The 15,954-nt window shown below is 68.3% G+C and carries 13 protein-coding genes; 8 read left to right on the top strand and 5 right to left on the bottom strand.

Annotated elements, in window-relative coordinates; genetic code table 11:
• Window positions 1-195: 195 nt before the first annotated feature.
• Window positions 196-645, bottom strand: a complete 450-nt coding sequence (locus DMH03_RS32560) for an enediyne antibiotic chromoprotein (RefSeq protein WP_125795804.1) — start codon at window positions 643-645, stop codon at window positions 196-198.
• A gap of 189 nt (window positions 646-834) precedes the next feature.
• Window positions 835-1,455: a LuxR C-terminal-related transcriptional regulator gene (locus tag DMH03_RS32555; protein WP_125795803.1), complete on the bottom strand. Its 621-nt coding sequence runs from the start codon at window positions 1,453-1,455 to the stop codon at window positions 835-837.
• Between the two features lie 301 nt (window positions 1,456-1,756).
• Between DMH03_RS32555 and DMH03_RS32550 the strand changes: the two genes are divergently transcribed.
• Together DMH03_RS32550 and DMH03_RS32545 are read left to right on the top strand one after the other, a co-directional pair.
• Window positions 1,757-2,638, top strand: a complete 882-nt coding sequence (locus DMH03_RS32550; protein ID WP_233611759.1) for a hypothetical protein — start codon at window positions 1,757-1,759, stop codon at window positions 2,636-2,638.
• 488 nt (window positions 2,639-3,126) lie between these two features.
• Window positions 3,127-3,888 carry a helix-turn-helix domain-containing protein gene (locus DMH03_RS32545; RefSeq protein ID WP_233611758.1) on the top strand — a complete coding sequence of 254 codons (762 nt, stop codon included), beginning with the start codon at window positions 3,127-3,129 and terminating at the stop codon, window positions 3,886-3,888.
• A gap of 59 nt (window positions 3,889-3,947) precedes the next feature.
• Here the strand turns inward: DMH03_RS32545 and DMH03_RS32540 are convergent, their stop codons facing one another.
• Window positions 3,948-5,330, bottom strand: a complete 1,383-nt coding sequence (locus DMH03_RS32540; protein WP_125795801.1) for an NAD(P)/FAD-dependent oxidoreductase — start codon at window positions 5,328-5,330, stop codon at window positions 3,948-3,950.
• A gap of 24 nt (window positions 5,331-5,354) precedes the next feature.
• Entirely contained in the window at window positions 5,355-5,795 is a 441-nt protein-coding gene (locus DMH03_RS32535; protein ID WP_125795800.1) for an SgcJ/EcaC family oxidoreductase, read from the bottom strand.
• A 224-nt stretch (window positions 5,796-6,019) separates the two neighbouring features.
• Between DMH03_RS32535 and DMH03_RS32530 the strand changes: the two genes are divergently transcribed.
• From DMH03_RS32530 to DMH03_RS32510, 5 genes are all read left to right on the top strand, one after another.
• Window positions 6,020-7,201 carry an acyl-CoA dehydrogenase family protein gene (locus DMH03_RS32530; RefSeq protein WP_305021791.1) on the top strand — a complete coding sequence of 394 codons (1,182 nt, stop codon included), beginning with the start codon at window positions 6,020-6,022 and terminating at the stop codon, window positions 7,199-7,201.
• 8 nt (window positions 7,202-7,209) lie between these two features.
• The gene (locus DMH03_RS32525; protein WP_125795798.1) at window positions 7,210-8,232 is read left to right on the top strand and encodes an alcohol dehydrogenase catalytic domain-containing protein; all 1,023 of its coding nucleotides are present in this window, start codon (window positions 7,210-7,212) and stop codon (window positions 8,230-8,232) included.
• A gap of 75 nt (window positions 8,233-8,307) precedes the next feature.
• Window positions 8,308-8,679, top strand: coding sequence for a VOC family protein (locus DMH03_RS32520; protein ID WP_125795797.1), 372 nt, complete (start codon window positions 8,308-8,310; stop codon window positions 8,677-8,679).
• Window positions 8,680-8,686: 7 nt separating this feature from the next.
• Complete coding sequence (locus DMH03_RS32515) at window positions 8,687-11,575, top strand: arabinosyltransferase domain-containing protein (RefSeq protein ID WP_125795796.1); 2,889 nt, start codon at window positions 8,687-8,689, stop codon at window positions 11,573-11,575.
• 24 nt (window positions 11,576-11,599) lie between these two features.
• Entirely contained in the window at window positions 11,600-13,174 is a 1,575-nt protein-coding gene (locus DMH03_RS32510; protein ID WP_125795795.1) for a GMC family oxidoreductase, read from the top strand.
• 9 nt (window positions 13,175-13,183) lie between these two features.
• On the opposite strand, the gene DMH03_RS32505 is transcribed toward DMH03_RS32510, so the two are convergent.
• Window positions 13,184-14,317 carry an epoxide hydrolase family protein gene (locus DMH03_RS32505; protein WP_125795794.1) on the bottom strand — a complete coding sequence of 378 codons (1,134 nt, stop codon included), beginning with the start codon at window positions 14,315-14,317 and terminating at the stop codon, window positions 13,184-13,186.
• Window positions 14,318-14,578: 261 nt separating this feature from the next.
• Here DMH03_RS32505 and DMH03_RS32500 point away from each other — a divergent pair, with 261 nt between their 5' ends.
• The gene (locus tag DMH03_RS32500; RefSeq protein ID WP_125795793.1) at window positions 14,579-15,919 is read left to right on the top strand and encodes an aspartate aminotransferase family protein; all 1,341 of its coding nucleotides are present in this window, start codon (window positions 14,579-14,581) and stop codon (window positions 15,917-15,919) included.
• The last annotated feature ends 35 nt before the right edge of the window (window positions 15,920-15,954 follow it).

The raw sequence follows: 15,954 nt of genomic DNA, 5'->3' as shown, positions 1-15,954 counted from the left end.
CGAGTGGCACGGGTAAGGTGCGAAGGTGCGCCTCCCTGCCCTGACCGAATGTCCGCGGGCCGTCTGATCACTATTCTCAAGTACAGGAAGGGCCCCTTGCTTGCGCCTAGCGCAAGCAAGGGGCCCTTCCTGTACTTCCGGCACGGCACGTACGCCAGTCACGACCCCGCACTCAGCGAATCGAGAGACCCGGACCTAAGCGCCGAAGCCCAGGATTACCGGGTTCGCGAAGACGGAACCGTTGGTGATACTTCCGAAGCGCAACGAGCAAGCGACCGCCGTGCAGTCGACCGTGCCCGCGGGTTTGCCCTCGACCGGATCGACGCCATCGTAAGAGGCGCGCACGGTGACCGGCGTGGTGAACCCGCCACCGGCGTTCGCGGTCACGATCACCCGGTCGGCGAAGTCACAGCTGACCGCCGGCCAGTCGCCCGGACCGCATTGCATGACGCCGATCTGTTCCCCTGCGGGGAAACCGGTGCCCGCCGCCGTGACGGACTGGCCGTTCTGCAGACCAGACGACGGCGTCACGGTGGCGCCGGGAGCCGCCGCGGCGGCCGGAAGGGCGCCGAGTACTGCGACACCGGAACCGGTGGCGATGATCAGTGCGATCTTTCGGACAACACCGGTTCTCTGCGAAGACATGATCTAGTACCTCCGATTGACAAGGAAGAGGGACAGCCGGAATTCGGCATGAATCCGGCGGTGGGATATCTGTGTGAGAATGGTGCGAGCAAGTCCGGAACCGGACCTGCCACCGACGCTAACCAGATCAGCGACGGTCGGTCAAGCACTTACCATCCGGACAATCGGTTGGCTGTCCACATTGCGCAATTACCGAGAGGCCGGGGCCAGTAGCCCCCATTGGCCGGCGAGCGCGATCGCCTCCTGCCGGTTGCGGGCGCCCATCCGGCGGTACACCGTCGACAACCGGCGGAAGACCTCCCGCTGCGAATACCCCTCGACACGGGCCAATTGCACGACCGAGCCACCGCCGGCGAGCACGCGAAGCCACTGGACCTCCTGTGGTCGCAGGCCGGTGCCCTGTGGCCGGTCCTGCGCCGACTTCGCGAGCGCACGTGCGGTCGGAGTGGGCAGGACCGTCCGGCCCGCCATCGCGGCACGGACCACCGCGAGGATGTCGCCGGGCGCGGAATCCCAGCTGACCGCCGCGTGCGCACCGGACCGCAGCGCGGTGGCGTACACCGAGTGCGCCGAGGAGGAGAGGACCGCCACAAGCACGAGACTGGTGAACTCTTCGCTCAGCTCCTGCAGCCGATCGACGTCCTCGTGCCCGCGCAGCGTGACCACCGCGGCCGCGACCTCGCGTCGGCGCAACCACGCTGACGGCCGCACCGGGGTCGCCACCTCGAATCCATCGCCGGCGAGTATCGCCTCCAGGCCGGCCCCGAACGCCGGGACTCGATCGATAACCACAATGACCGGGTCTGGCATGTCCTCTCCCCCATTCCTCGCCCACGCGCCAAGTGGGACCGTAGGACCGCCGCCGGGCCCTGATGTCGGTTTTCGGCAGGCGACTTCCGGCCTTTCGTCCGCCCAAGCGGGCAGTGGCCGGTAGGTCCTTATCCCAGCCGACACTATCCCCGGCGTGATCGCCGCCGAGCCATCTCACTCCGGTATTGCTCAGACAAGCGCAAATACGAATGGCTAATGACAATGAGAATCCAGCCACACTCCTTCCATGGTGGTTAAGTATCACGGAAACGGACCATACTGCGCCTCTGACGCGTTGACGATGATGATCCAGCCGCACAGTCCCGGGACCGCGGCACTGGAGGTACTGGGCGGATCGCCGTTCGGGCTGAGTATTCAAAGCGCGGGAATGGTCGAACAGGACCTTCCTTTTTTCTGCGCCAAGGACTGGCTCCCGCCGGACGGCATTCGCACCTCACTCGAGCTCCTCGGATGGACCTTCGACCAACAGGGGGGCTCGCGCGACGAAGCGATGAGCATCCTGCGGCACGCGACCCCGGCGCATCCGGTTCTCGCCGGCCCGGTCGAGATGGGACTGCTTCCCCATCACCCCGGGCTCGGGCAGCCCATCGGGGCCGACCACCACGTGGTGGTCTTCGGCGTCGAGGGCGATTTGATCCTCATGCACGATCCTCACGGGTACCCGTTCGCAACCGTGCCGACCGAGGCGTTCCTGACCGCGTGGGCCGCAGACACGGTCGGCTACCCGGTGCAGCCCTACACCACCCGCACGAACTTCCGCAGGGAGCGCGAGGTCGACCTCGTCTCGGCGCTGCGCGAATCCATTCCCCGGGCGATCGAGCTTCTCGACGGGCCGGACTCCGCCGCCAGCGCGGAGCGACTGGCCGAGATGGTCGAGTCGGGACTGGGCCGCATGCAGCACAAGTACCTGGTGGAGTACCAGATCAGCGGCGGGGCGATGCGGCTGTCGGACGCGGCCGTCCTGTTCGGCTCGATCGGCTGCACCGCCGCGGCCCGCGTCATGGAGCGCCAGGCGCGCTTGATCGGTTCGCTCCAATTCCCGCTCGTGACAGGTGACACCAAGACGGCCGCGGAGACCCTCCGCGTGCTGGGCCGGACCTATACCGAACTTCGACTGGCGCTGCTGCAGACCGCCGGAATCACCTACGGCGTGCCGGACTGACACCGGGCGGAGCCGGACGTCCTGCCGGATAACGAATCCGTGTCTGGTTCGGAATTCGCGCGGTGCGACTGTTACGAAAGATGGGTGATGCCAAACGGCTGCGGTCACTCACATGTACCACTCGCTAAATGGCCTACTGCTTTCACGGACCGCCACCGCCCTTCGACGTTGCTTACCTAAGCACATGAAGCTAAAGCCCCCTACGACGGACGGTACTGTGTGATCAAGGTGCGATTCTCTGGGGGGAACCATGGCGAAAACAGTGACCACCCGTCGAACATGTGGGCGACATGCCCTCAGGTCCGGCGGGCAGCTTCCGCGGCCGTTTAGAACACCGTGACGGAGCGTCATTGATCGGTTCGCAGCCGGGCTCGACGGGCCTCGGACGTGGTCTCCGCGTGCCCGCAGCAGCCGGAATACGCGCACCGCCAAAGCCTCGCATTCGGCTTGAAGTATGCGGATAAACCATCTTCGGAGGAGGGACGTTGGTGGAACAGGAAATCGAACAGGGTATAAATCGTGCTATTTTACTCATGCAACAGAGACTTTCCGAAAAGATCACTATCGGCGACATGGCCGACGCCGCGATGTACAGCAAGTTCCACTTCTCAAGAATGTTTCACAGAATCACGGGAATCTCACCGGGCCGGTTTCTCTCGGCGCTGAGACTGGAGCACGCCAAGCAACTGCTCATGTCGACCGACCTCACCACAATGGAGATCAGCCACCGGGTCGGCTATGCCAGCGTCGGCACGTTCGGTAACCGCTTCACCAGTTGTGTCGGTCTGCCGCCCAGTGTCTACCGCCAATACGGCGGCCTGCCCTGCCGGACGGGGTTGCGATTCGGCAGGCACGGCCCCGCTCCACGCAAGCAGACCGCCGTGGTCTGCGGACGTCTGCTGTCGCCCCGGACGGATACGATCGGTCCGGCGTTCGTCGGACTGTTCCCTGATCCCCTGCCAGAAGGAAGCCCCGCCGGGTGCGCCATTCTCTCGCGACCGGGCCCTTTCATTCTCGAACAGGTGCCGGCCGGAACGTGGTACCTGCTCGCCCGTTGCGCGACGATGGAGACTTCCGCCGACAGCATGGCCGGCGTGCCGTCGATCGGGGTGCACGGCCCGTTCACCGTCCACCCCGGCAGTGTCCAGCGGATCGACGTGCACCTGCGCCCGAGGCGCATCGCCGACCCCCCCGCGTTGCTGGCCATACTCGACCGTGTCCCCGCGACATCCCAGCACGATGCCGGCTGACTCCCGTGCCGAAGGCCGGGGATCCGTGTGATCCTGGCCTTCGGCACGGGAGTTCCGCTTCAGAATGCCTTCGCGCCGGTTTGTTCGGTCGACCGGGTACCGGGAGCACGGCCGGAACGCCGCAGTGAGCCCCGCACCACGCGAGCGACCACCGAGGGGCGCATCAACGCGGTCGGCGGCTCGATCAGGCCCGCCACTCGCATGAACGCGTGGGTGATCCGCCCATCCGTGGTCGCGGCCGTCTGAAGCTTGCCCATGTAGGCGTTCATCATCCGCACCTGGGCGGTGCGCTTGCCTTCCACCTCGGGCCAACTGAGGTCGCCCCCGGCCGCCATCGCCCACGGCGCGTCGATGACCTCCGCGATACGCCGGAAGAACCGGCCCGCTTCCGGTACCCGTCCCTTGCGCAACTGATCACGCAACACGACGGCCTCCAGCGCGGCGACCGTCATCCCCTGGCCGTACACCGGATTGAAGCTGCACACGGCATCGCCCAGTACCAGTACCCCTGCGGGAAAGCGGCTCAACCGCTCGTACCGGCGACGGACGCTGGCGGGAAAACGGATCGTGACCGGCTCGGCGACCGGCGGGGTCGTGCCGACGGCGTCGTGGATGGCCGGTACCGGCAACGAACGCGTATAGGCCAAGAAGCCTTCCAGACCGGGGTCCGGACAGTCGCCCACCATTCCGGTCAGGGACAGGATGTGCCGGTCCCCGCCCACTCTGCCGAAGAACGCGCCACGTGGACTGCCCGGCGTCGCCAGCGGAATCAGCGAGAGGCTCCCGGTCAATGGCCGGTCAGGCAAGTCGAACTCGCAGGTGGTGTAGGAGAGCCCGATCTTCACCTGCTCTTGTTCCGGCCTTGCGTACCCGAGTTCCTCGAGCCATACCGGCATCCTGGAGCCGCGGCCGGTGCAGTCCACCGTGAGGTCCGCCTCCAGCACTTCCTCGTCCGAAGCGGCGCCATGCCGTCGCACGCGGGCACCGGTGATCCGTCCGCCGTCCGGGGTCGTCCGGACGCCGACGACGTCGCACCGTTCGACGAACTCGACCTCCGGCAGCGCGGCGACCCTGGCCCGGACCCAGCGCTCGAGAAACGGCCTCGCCACCGACGCCACGACGAGCCCCGTCGTCGCGGGCCGCCACGTCCTGCCCTCGAAGAACCAATGCATCTCGCCCATGTCGACCATCGGGATGCCGTCGGCGCGCAGTTCTTCGGTCATCCCGGGGAACAACGCCTCCAAGGTCTGCTGTCCCTTCGCCAGGAGCGCGTGGGCGTGCGCACCCTGCGGTACACCGCGGCGCGCGTCCTCGACCTCGGTCACCTCGTCCCGGTCGATGATCGTCACCCGCTCGTACTCCTCGGCGAGGACCCGTGCGGTGACCAGCCCCGCCATACTCGCGCCCAGCACCACCGCTCGCCGTCCCACTCGATCGCCCATGGCGCTCTCCTTCTCGTGCTTGGTTCACGCGGTTCCGGCAGCACAGTTCTGGTAGACGGCGATCTGCCACCGTCCGTCGTGTTTGACGACCACCCAGGTCGCGCGAATGGCTCGCTCCGATGTCACCTTCCGGTCGCCCGGTGCGAGCACTCCTCCGTTGTTGACGAAGACCACGACGTTGGGGGACAACACCTTCACCTCGATCGGCGCCCCGGTCACCCGGGTACCGAAGTAGGGAACGGCGAACGCGCTCGCCATGAAGAACCGGATTTGAGCGCGTCCGTGCACGTAGACACCGGGCAGGATCATGCTCCCGTCGGGAGTGAACGCCTCGGCGAATGCCTGCGCGTCGTGCGCGGCCCACGCGTCGACGACGCGCTGGATGCTGCTTTGCGCCGCCATCCGTTCCGGTTCCGGCAGGACGGCGGCACTGGCCACAGTGGACTGTTCGTCGCTTTCGGACATGAATGCTCCCCTGATCGGCGGCTGATCTTTGCCCGCGCCCGGCACCATCGCATCGTCACATCCACCGGATCGGGTCACCACCTCGCTTGTTGCGCTGCGCGGAATCGAGATTCCTTATGAGAGAGCAGTTTCCGAAAGGGCATTCCGCGAGGTCTAACTCTTCGCCGCGACGGAGCACGATGAGCCCGATGGGCCGAGGGCCCCGACCATCCAGGGAGGACAGAGTGGACACCATCCACAGGCCGACGACCACGCAGCTCGTCGAACGGGCCGCGAACCTGGTACCGCTGCTGAGGGAACAGGCGACGTCCGCCGAGCAGGACCGGCGTCTGTCCGATGCGGTCATAGACGCGCTCACCGACGCCGGCGTGTACCGCATGCGGGTCCCCGCCCGCTACGGGGGCTGGGAATGCGACGCCCGCACGATGGTCGACGTCGCCACGGAACTCGGCCGCGGGGACGGTTCGGCGTCGTGGGTCACCGCCGTCTCCTGGATCACGACGTGGATGGCAGGCCTCTTCCCTGACGAGACACAGGACGAGGTCTTCGCGGACGGAGACGTCCGTGTCTGCGGCACGCTCAGTCCCACCGGGACGGCGGTACCTGTCGACGGCGGGCTGCTGCTGAACGGCAAGTGGAGCTTCATCAGCGGCGCCCTGCACGCCCGATGGCAGGTCGCCATCGCGATGTCGCCGACCCCCGACGGCGCACAACAGCCGGTCATGGCCATGGTTCCGCTGTCGGACCTGACCATCGTCGACGACTGGCACACCAGCGGGCTCGGCGCGAGTGGCAGCGTCACGACGGTCGCGCAAGACGTGCACGTGCCCTACACCAGGGTGCTTCCCCTCGCCGCCGCGCTGGTGGAGCAATACGGATCCAAGCTCAACGCCACGTCCCCGATCTTTCGCGCGCCGTTGCTGCCGACGGCGTCGGTCTCGTCGGCCGGCACTGTCCTCGGCCTTGCCAAATCGGCCATGGAGCACTTCCTCCTCCGGCTGCCCGGCCGCGGGATCACCTACACGAACTACAGCAGCCAGCGCGAAGCACCGCTCACGCACCGGCAGGTCGCCCAGGCCGCGCTCAAGATCGACGCCGCGGAGTTCCATGTCCACCGGTTGGCGGCAGTGGTCGATCACAAGAGCGCCGCTGACGAACCGTGGTCACCCGACGAGCGCGTCCGCGCCCGCGCCGACATGGGCCAGGCCTGCCTGCTGGCCAAGGAGGCGGTCGACATCCTCGACTCCGCCAGCGGAGGCTCGTCGATCTACCTCTCGGTGCCCATCCAGCGGATGGCACGCGACGTCCATGCCATCAACCAGCACGCCCTCATGCACCCGGACACGAACCTCGAACTGTACGGCCGGGTGCTGTGCGGGCTCGAACCGAACACGCGCTACCTCTAGGAGACCTCGTGCGAGCAGCGGTCATTCCCGGCGTGAACGAGAAGTGGGAAGTGCGTGACGTGCCGACACCGGCGCCGGGGCCCGGCGAGGTACTGGTGGAGGTCCGCGCCTGCGGGATCTGCTACAACGACATCCTGGCCACTAGCGGCGCCATCCCCTTTCCCGCCACGGATCCGGCGATCCCCGGCCATGAGGTGGCGGGCGTCGTCGTCGAGGTCGGCGCGGGCGTGACCAGTAGGCGGACCGGTGACCGCGTCGGTGTCACCTGGGTCCAAGCCACCTGCGGGCGCTGTGCACACTGCCGGTCTCATCGGCCGGTGGGCGGGCAGGCGGCGCTGAACTGCGCCGCCCCTTCGATGACCGGGTTCACCGTCCCCGGCGGTCAGGCGCAGTACCTGGTGGCGGCGGCGGAGGCGACCGTGCTCATCCCGGACGGTCTGCCCGACGAACTCGCCGCGCCCATTCTCTGCGCCGGTTACACGGCCTGGAGTGCCTTCCGGGCGGCCGAGCCGCGTCCGCACGACCGCGTCGCCGTGCTCGGCATTGGCGGAGTCGGGCACCTCGCCCTCCAGTTCGCCAAGGCGTCCGGCGCGGAGACCATCGCGGTCACCCGGTCACCGGACAAGCACGATCTCGCCAGGGCACTCGGCGCCGACATCGTGGTCGCCGACGGTCAAGAGCTGCGCGACGTGGGAGGAGCCGACATCGTCCTGGTGACGGGAACCTCGTATGCCGCGGCCACGGACTGCCTGCACGGGCTGCGCGCCGACGGCCGGATGGTGCTCGCCGGCATCGACCCGGCAGGCGGCTTGACGATCCCGCCGAATCTGTGGCCACCGTTCTTCGCCCAGCGCCACAAGCTGATCGGGGCCACGCACAACGGTCTTCACCTGCTGAGCGAAGCACTCGACCTCGCGGCATCGAGGGCGGTGGTCCCGCAGGTGGAGACCTTCCAGCTCAACGAGATCAGCCACGCGGTCGACCGGGTTGCTTCGAGCACGGTCCGGTTCCGGGCGGTGATCACGCCCTGACGTGACGCCGTCGGGGACGAACAGCCCCTTTACAGCAGCACTTTCGGATCCACCGAGCACCGAGGAGAGATGTCCATGCCCACCACGAAACAGGCGTTCAGCGGGATGTCGGTGAACGACCTGCAGAAGGCCCAGCAGTTCTACGGCGGGACACTCGGGTTCGAAGTGACGAAGAAGTTCGGCCAGCTGCACGTCCACCTCCCCGGCGGGCACAAGGTGCTCATCTACCGCAAGCCGGACCACCGGCCCGCCACCTACACGGCGCTGTACCTGCCGGTCAGCGACGTCGACGAGGCGGTGGACGAGCTGACCGCACGGGGCGTCGTCTTCGAGCGCTACACCAAACCTCGTACCGACGAGAAGGGGATCTTCCGGGGCCGGGGGCCGGACATCGCCTGGTTCACCGACCCGGACGGCAACGTGATCGCCGTCGTCGAGGAGAGGTGACCACGGAATGCCCGCCGCCGGACAGGTCACCCGGCGGGGTGCGCGATACCGCGTCGCCGGGTCGACCGGTCTGCTGGCGGTCCTGGTCACCCTGACCGTCCCGTTCCTCCCGGTTTCCCAGGCAACGACCACGGTGACGTGGCCGACCGCGCACGGCACGCGCGCGGTGAACGCCCCGTTGACGAGCTACTCCCCGACGCGGCTGGACGCCACGATCGGCTGTGCCACGGCGAGAGCCTTGGACAGCCGGATGAGCGGCCCCGGCACTTTGCTGTCCACCACGCCACCGGCCTCGCCTTTCGGCGCCATCGCCGGACTCGCACTGAGCGTCGACAGCGGCCTCTTGATCGTGCGGCCGCGAGGCGAGCCCCAGACGTTCGTGCCGCTGCCCGGCGGCGACTGCGACATCACTGTCACCGCGACCGCTGCCGCGACGCTTACCTCGATCGGCGGTTCGCCGGTCGCGGTCGCCTCCGGTGACCACCGTCCTCAGCTGACCGGGATCTACTCCGACATCGACGGCGCACAGGACGTCGTCCGGGGCCTGTCCGTTCGCGCGGAGGTGGACAACCGGTTCGACACGAGCCCGTCACCGATGAAGCTCATCGCGATCGCGCTCGCGATCACCCTGACCGGCGGTGCGGTCCTCGCCCTGCGAGGAATCGACGGCCGGGGACACCGTCCGTCCCGCCACAGGCGGCGCCCGGGGAAATCCGACCTCGTTGTCACGGCGGCGCTGACGGCGTGGTGGGTGATCGGGACGCATACCCCCGACGACGGCTACATCCTGACCATGGTGCGCGATCGCGTGAACGCGGGCTACCTGCCCAACTTCTACCGATGGTTCGGCGCACCGGACTCGTTCTTCGGCTGGTTCTACGAGGGCTACGCCCTTCTGACGCGGCTGTCCGAGGCAGGTCCGGTACTCCGGCTGCCGTCACTCATCATGGGCGTCGGGACCTGGCTGGTCATCGATCACCTCCTGCTGCCGCGGCTGGGTGCGCGGACGCGAGGCGGAGCATCGCGGTGGGCCTGCGCGGCCATGTTCCTGGCGTTCTGGCTGCCGTACAACGACGGCTTGCGTGCCGAGCCGGTGATCTTGTTCTTCACCGCGCTGGTCTACGGGGCGGTCGAGCGCGCCATCGCCACCCGCAGGCCCCTTCCGGTCGCTCTCGCCGCGTTGTGCGCGGGACCGGCGCTGGCGGCGAGCCCCACCGGCCTGCTCGCCACACTGCCCTTCCTGGTCGGAGCCCGTCCGTTGCTGCGTCTGGTGCGGGAACGAGTGCGGGTGCACGGGTTCGTGGCGGTCGCTCCGCCGATCGCCGCCGCGGCGACCGTGATCGGCACCGTGGTGTTCTGGGACCAGAGCTGGCGTTCGCTCGCCGACGCCACCCGGCTGCATTTCGACCTCGGCCCGGCATTCGGCTGGTACGAGGATCATCTGCGCTACGCCGACCTGCTCAGCGACTCCGTGGCCGGTTCCATCGCTTACCGGCTGCCGGTCTTGCTCACGATCGTCTCGCTCGTGGTGTGCGCGGTGCTGCTGATCCGGCGCCGTCGGCTCGCCGGCTTGGCGACGGCGCCGTTGCGCAGATTGCTGGGTCTCACGGTCGGTACCTTCGCCGTTCTCGCGCTGGCCCCGACCAAGATCTCGCACCAGTTCGGAATCCTCGCCCTCGCCGGCCCCCTGCTCGCCGCCGCGATGACCAGGACGTGGGTTCCCCCGGTGACTCGGACCCGTCGCGACGCCGCTCTGGTCGCCACCGCGGTCTTGCTGGCTGCCGCGCTGGCGCTGTCCGGGCCGAACACCGCCTGGTACGTGTCGGGCTGGGGTTTCCCGTTCACAGACGGCGCACCGGCGGTGGGCCCGATCCCGCTGCGGACCGTCGCCGTGATCCTGGCCTGCGCAGCCGCCGCCGTCGTGGTCGTCGAACACCTTCGGGGCAGTCCCTCGGCCGCCCGCACCCGTTCCCGGACGGCGCCGGCCGTGCTCGTCACCACCACCATGGTGCTGGCCCACTTCACCTCGGCCGGTGTCGCGATCGGTCGGCAGCACGACAGTTACAGCCCTGGGGCGGACAACTTCGAACGCCTCGTCGGCAGGGGCGGATGCGGTCTGGCCGACGACGTCCTCGTCGAAACCGATCCGTCTACCGGAAGCCTGACTCCCGTGGATGGTGAGCTGGCGGGAACGCCGTGGTACGCGCTGCCCGCCACGGCGTCGAGCGGTGAACTCCCAGTCGTCCTGCCGATCGCGGCCGGGAACATCGGCGACCTCTCCGTGGAGTTCGGTCACCGGAGTCCCAATGGGCCGAGTGTCACCCGGCGCTCTGTCGCGGCGGGCATCCCCGAAGTACGGGTACCCGTCGATGGCGACGCCGTCGGGGCGGACCGGATCCGGTTCCTGACCACCTCCGGTTCCGGGGCGAACGGTGTACCGAGAGTCCCTCGGGTACGCACGTTGACCGAAGTCGTCGCGGACGCGCCCACGTACATCGACTGGCCCGCCGCGTTCCCCTTCCCGTGCCTCGACGTCATCGGACCGCGGCGCGGGATCGGCAGGCTGCCGCGCTTTCGGATCGACGGCGACGCCACCTTCCGGTACTCCGGGTGGTCGTGCGCGGAAAAGGGTGGTCCGGCCGGCTGGCTCGACGTCGTCGGCGGACGGCGGACGCTCACCACCTACCTGCGCGGCCGTCCCACCACCGACTGGGGGCAGCTGCAGGTCATCGAGCCGTACGCGCCGGAGGCACTTCCCGCGGACGCGGCGGTCAGCACCGCCACCTCGCGCACCGTGCCGGGGACCTGGTCCCCCGGACCGCTGCCCCGCACCGTCACACTGCCGCCTGGTCCGTCCACTTCGGACGGTCCGGACGGGTTCCTGTGCTTCGGATGACGAACACCAACGCCTGGAGGGATCTTGTACGACTACGTGATCGTCGGCGCCGGTTCGGCGGGCTGCGTCCTGGCGAACCGGTTGAGTGAGGACCCCGGCGTCGAGGTCTGCCTGCTGGAGGCCGGGCCTGCCGACACGAACGAGAACATCCATACCCCGTACGCCTTCGGGAAACTCTTCCGTACCGCCCTCGACTGGGACTACGACAGCCACGACGAGCGGCACTGCGGCAACCGTCGGATCTACCTGCCCCGCGGGCGGGTACTCGGCGGGACGAGTTCGATGAACGCGATGGTCTATATCCGCGGACACCGCTCCGACTATGACGGCTGGCGGCAGCCGGGCTGGAGCTACTCCGAACTCCTGCCCTATTTCAAGCGGTCGGAGGACAACGAACGCGGCGCCGGCGCCTACCACGGAACGGGTGGTCCGCTGGCCGTGTCCGAGAGCAGGTCACGCAATCCCATGACGACCGCGTTCGTCGAGGCGGCCACGGAAACCGGGTACGCGGCCAACACGGACTTCAACGGTGCCGAGCAGGACGGGTTCGGCCATTACCAGGTGACCCAACGCGAAGGCCGCCGCTGCAGTACCGCCGCCGGATTTCTGCGCCCCGTGTCGGAACGTTCCAATCTCACCGTGCTGACCGACCTTCAGGTGCACCGCGTGGTGCTCGAGAACGGGAGAGCGTGTGGCGTGGAAGGTGAGCGGTTCGGCCAGCGGGTGTCCTTTCGGGCCGAACGAGAGGTGATCCTCTCAGCGGGTGCCTACAACTCACCCCAGTTGCTCATGCTGTCCGGGGTCGGGCCCGCCGATCTTCTCACCGGACTGGGTATCGGCGTGCTGGTCGACCAGCCGGAGGTGGGGGCGAACCTGCAGGACCATCCCCAGGTGAACCTGAACTTCGCGCATACCGAACCGGTCAGCCTGCTGGTCACCGCCGAGCCGCGTCACGTGGCGGAGTTCGAACGCTCCGGGACGGGGCCGTTGACGTCCAACGGTCCCGAGGCGGGCGGGTTCATCCGGACACGCGACGGCTTGGCCGCACCGGACGTCCAGTTCCACGCGGCACCGATGATGTTCCTCGCGGGCGGGCTCGAAGCGCCGACCGGGCACGCGCTGTCCTACGGTGCCTGCGTTCTCGCGCCGCGCAGCCGCGGCAGCGTCCGCATCGTGTCACCGGATCCGACCGCCAAACCGCGCATCATCCACGACTACTACGCCGAGCCCGAAGACCTCGACGTCGCGGTGGCGGGCCTGCGGGCCGGGCTGGCGATCGCCCGTGGATCGGCGCTGCGCAGGTACACCACGAGACTGCTCGACCCTCCGGAGTCCGACTACGACGACGACCTGCGCGACCATGCCCGCCGGCACACCCAGACGCTGTTCCACCCCGCCGGAACCTGTGCGATGGGCACGGTACTCGACGCCGGACTACGCGTGCGAGGAGTGGACGGCCTGCGCGTTGTGGACGCCTCGGTGATGCCGCGGCTCGTGCGCGGCAACACCAACGCGCCCACCATCGCCATCGCGGAGAAGGCCGCGGATCTGATCCGCGGCCGGGAACCGCTGCCTGCGGAGGAACCCCTACACCCGTAGGCGGCGAACTCAGCGTAGGCGGGAGAAGAAGCGGCGAACGTCGGCGACGAACTCGTCCGGCTGCTCGAGTGCCGGGAAGTGCCCGCCTCGTTCGAACTCCGACCAGTGGACGATCGTGGGCAGGTCCCGTTCGGCGAGGCGACGGATCGGGGGCAGGATGTCTTCGCCGAACACCGCGACGCCTACCGGTGTGGTAATCAGCGCACTCTCCTGGCCGACGCCGCGCAGGTCGGCGGCACTCTCGTAGTAGTGGTGTGCCGAAGAGCCCGCCGTCGCCGTCAGCCAGTAGATCGTGGCGGCGGTGAGCAGGATGTCCGGATCGAGCGGCTGTTCGCCGGTCCAGTCGTGGTACCGCTCCGCGATCCAAGCCAGCTGCCCCACCGGTGAGTCGGTCAGTGCGTAGGCCAGGGTCTGCGGCTTGGTGGACTGCAACTTCATGTACCCGGACAGTTCCTCGTCGAACCGCTTCAGCCTACCGAGCCGTTCCCTGTCCACAGCGGACAGATCGGCCAGCTCGCCGGGGGCACCCGAGGGAAAGGTCAGCAGCATGGTCAGGTGGATACCCACCGGATCCACGGACCGCAGCTTGCCCAATTCGAGGGAGATCACCGAACCGGCGTCACCCCCGTGCGCGCCGTACCGGTCGTAGCCGAGCTCGCGCATGAGCTCGGCCCATGCCCCCGCCACCCTGCGGGCGTTCCAACCGGCGTCCTCGGTGCGGCCCGAGAACCCGAAGCCGGGGATGGATGGCACGACCACGTGGAACGCGTCCGCGGCCTCACCACCGTATGCGCGGGGATCGGTCAGCCGCGGGATCACCTCCGCGAACTCGGCGACCGAACCCGGCCAGCCGTGGGTGAGCACCAGTGGAAGCGCGTCGGTTTCGGGTGAGCGCACGTGGAGGAAGTGGACCTGGGCGCCGTCGATGGTCGTGACGTACTGGTCGAACTCGTTCAGCCGCCGCTCCACGGCACGCCAGTCGAACCCGGTTCGCCAGTAATCGGCGAGATCTCGGAGATAGTCCAGCGGGACCCCGCGCTCCCAGCCGACGTCCGCGATTTCGGAGGGCCACCTCGTATCCGCGATCCTGCGTCCCATTTCGTCGAGCTCGTCTTGGGCAACAGCGATCTGAAAAGGACGCATTGTTCTCGCCTCGACTCCGGTCGGGAAGGGACACCGCGTTCCGGTTCCCCTGCTCGCAGTCACGCTAAGGCGGACCGTGGCGGAATTCCGTGTGCGAACGTGCTGTGCCGGATGACGAAGCATTCTGCGAGCTGGTGGGCCGCCGCCGGATTGCTAACGTCGACGGTGCCCCGGAAGGTCAGCGGAATCCGCGCATTCGCAGTTCCACGACGAAGATCGGAGTATGCAGTGACGATTTCCAGCCCAACCGGAACGGCGCGGATGACAGCGGACGCGCTCGAGGCACTCGACCGGCGTCACCTCATCCATCCGCACCAGCGCGACTCCCGCTCCGAACGACACGTGATCGTGCGCGGCGAAGGCTGTCTCGTCTGGGACGCGCGCGGCACCGAGCTGCTCGACGCGACCGGAGGCGCGAACTGGCTGTGCCAGGTCGGCCACGGTCGCCGGGAGATCGCGGACGCCGCCGCGGAGCAGCTCGCGCGGCTGGAGTACTTCACGAGCTTCGATGTGTACTCCAACGACAAGTCCATCCTGCTGGCCGCTCGCCTGGCCGAGCTGGCTCCCGCCGGCCTCGACCGGGTCTTCTTCACCAACGGCGGCTCGGAGGGCGTCGACACCGCGATCAAGGCCGCGCGGCTCTATCACCACCGGCGAGGCGAGCCGGAACGCACTTGGCTCCTCGCCCGGAGGATGGGGTACCACGGCGCCACCTACGGCAGCGGCACGGCGACCGGCTTCGACGGTATGCAGCACGCCGTCGGCCCGAACCTCCCGCACGTGGAGAAGCTCACGCCGCCGCATCCGTACCGCGCCGAGTTCTACGACGGCCAGGACCCGACGGACTTCCTCGTCGCCGAGCTGCGGCAGACGATCGAGCGTATCGGTGCGCATCGGATCGCCGCGATGATCGGGGAGCCCGTCATGGCGGGCGGCGGCGTGATCACCCCGCCGCCGGACTACTGGCCGCGGGTGCGCGAGGTCCTCGACGAACACCGGATCCTGCTCATCGCCGACGAGGTGGTCACCGCGTTCGGCCGCACCGGAAGCTGGTTCGACTCGGAACGGCGCGGGATGCGGCCTGACCTCGTCGTCACGGCCAAGGGACTCACCAGCGGCTATGTCCCGCTCGGCGCGGTGCTGCTCGGCGACCGGATCGCCGACGCACTGACCGGAGGCGACGGTTTCTTCCACGGGCACACGTACTTCGGCCACGCCGTCGCCTGCGCCGTCGGACTCGCCAACCTCGACCTGATCCAGCGGGAAGGCCTGTTGGTCAACGCGACTCGGATCGGCGACTGGTTCCGCGACGGGCTGGCGGCCGCGGCGGACCTGCCTGTCGTCGGTGACGTGCGGATCGAGGGTGCGACCGCCGGCATCGAGCTGGTCTCCGACCGGGTCACCCGGGAGCCGATCATGGCTGCCGAGGTGGCCGCCGAGATCCGTGAGGCGCATCAGGTGGTGGTCCGCGATTACGGCAACACCATCGTGCTCTCCCCGCCGCTCGTGCTCGACGAGGAGCAGGCGGCACGGACGACGGGTGCCGTGACCGAGGTCCTGTCCCGGCTCGCCCCCGACGGACAGATCACCGGCGGGCACTGAGGCCCCTGCCGATCAGCACCGGGCCCACCTTCACC

The sequence above is a fragment of the Amycolatopsis sp. WAC 01376 genome (assembly GCF_003947415.1).
Taxonomy (GTDB): Bacteria; Actinomycetota; Actinomycetes; order Mycobacteriales; family Pseudonocardiaceae; genus Amycolatopsis.
The sequence above is the reverse complement of the archived record's forward strand: the minus strand, read 5'-3'. Positions and strand labels throughout refer to the sequence as shown.

Bases quoted from the DNA above. Each gene is read 5' to 3' on its own strand.
- DMH03_RS32560 (WP_125795804.1), bottom strand. From the start codon at position 645: ATGTCTTCGCAGAGAACCGGTGTTGTCCGAAAGATCGCACTGATCATC.
- DMH03_RS32555 (WP_125795803.1), bottom strand. From the start codon at position 1,455: ATGCCAGACCCGGTCATTGTGGTTATCGATCGAGTCCCGGCGTTCGGG.
- DMH03_RS32550 (WP_233611759.1), top strand. From the start codon at position 1,757: ATGATGATCCAGCCGCACAGTCCCGGGACCGCGGCACTGGAGGTACTG.
- DMH03_RS32540 (WP_125795801.1), bottom strand. From the start codon at position 5,330: ATGGGCGATCGAGTGGGACGGCGAGCGGTGGTGCTGGGCGCGAGTATG.
- DMH03_RS32535 (WP_125795800.1), bottom strand. From the start codon at position 5,795: ATGTCCGAAAGCGACGAACAGTCCACTGTGGCCAGTGCCGCCGTCCTG.
- DMH03_RS32520 (WP_125795797.1), top strand. From the start codon at position 8,308: ATGCCCACCACGAAACAGGCGTTCAGCGGGATGTCGGTGAACGACCTG.
- DMH03_RS32515 (WP_125795796.1), top strand. From the start codon at position 8,687: ATGCCCGCCGCCGGACAGGTCACCCGGCGGGGTGCGCGATACCGCGTC.
- DMH03_RS32505 (WP_125795794.1), bottom strand. From the start codon at position 14,317: ATGCGTCCTTTTCAGATCGCTGTTGCCCAAGACGAGCTCGACGAAATG.
- DMH03_RS32500 (WP_125795793.1), top strand. From the start codon at position 14,579: ATGACAGCGGACGCGCTCGAGGCACTCGACCGGCGTCACCTCATCCAT.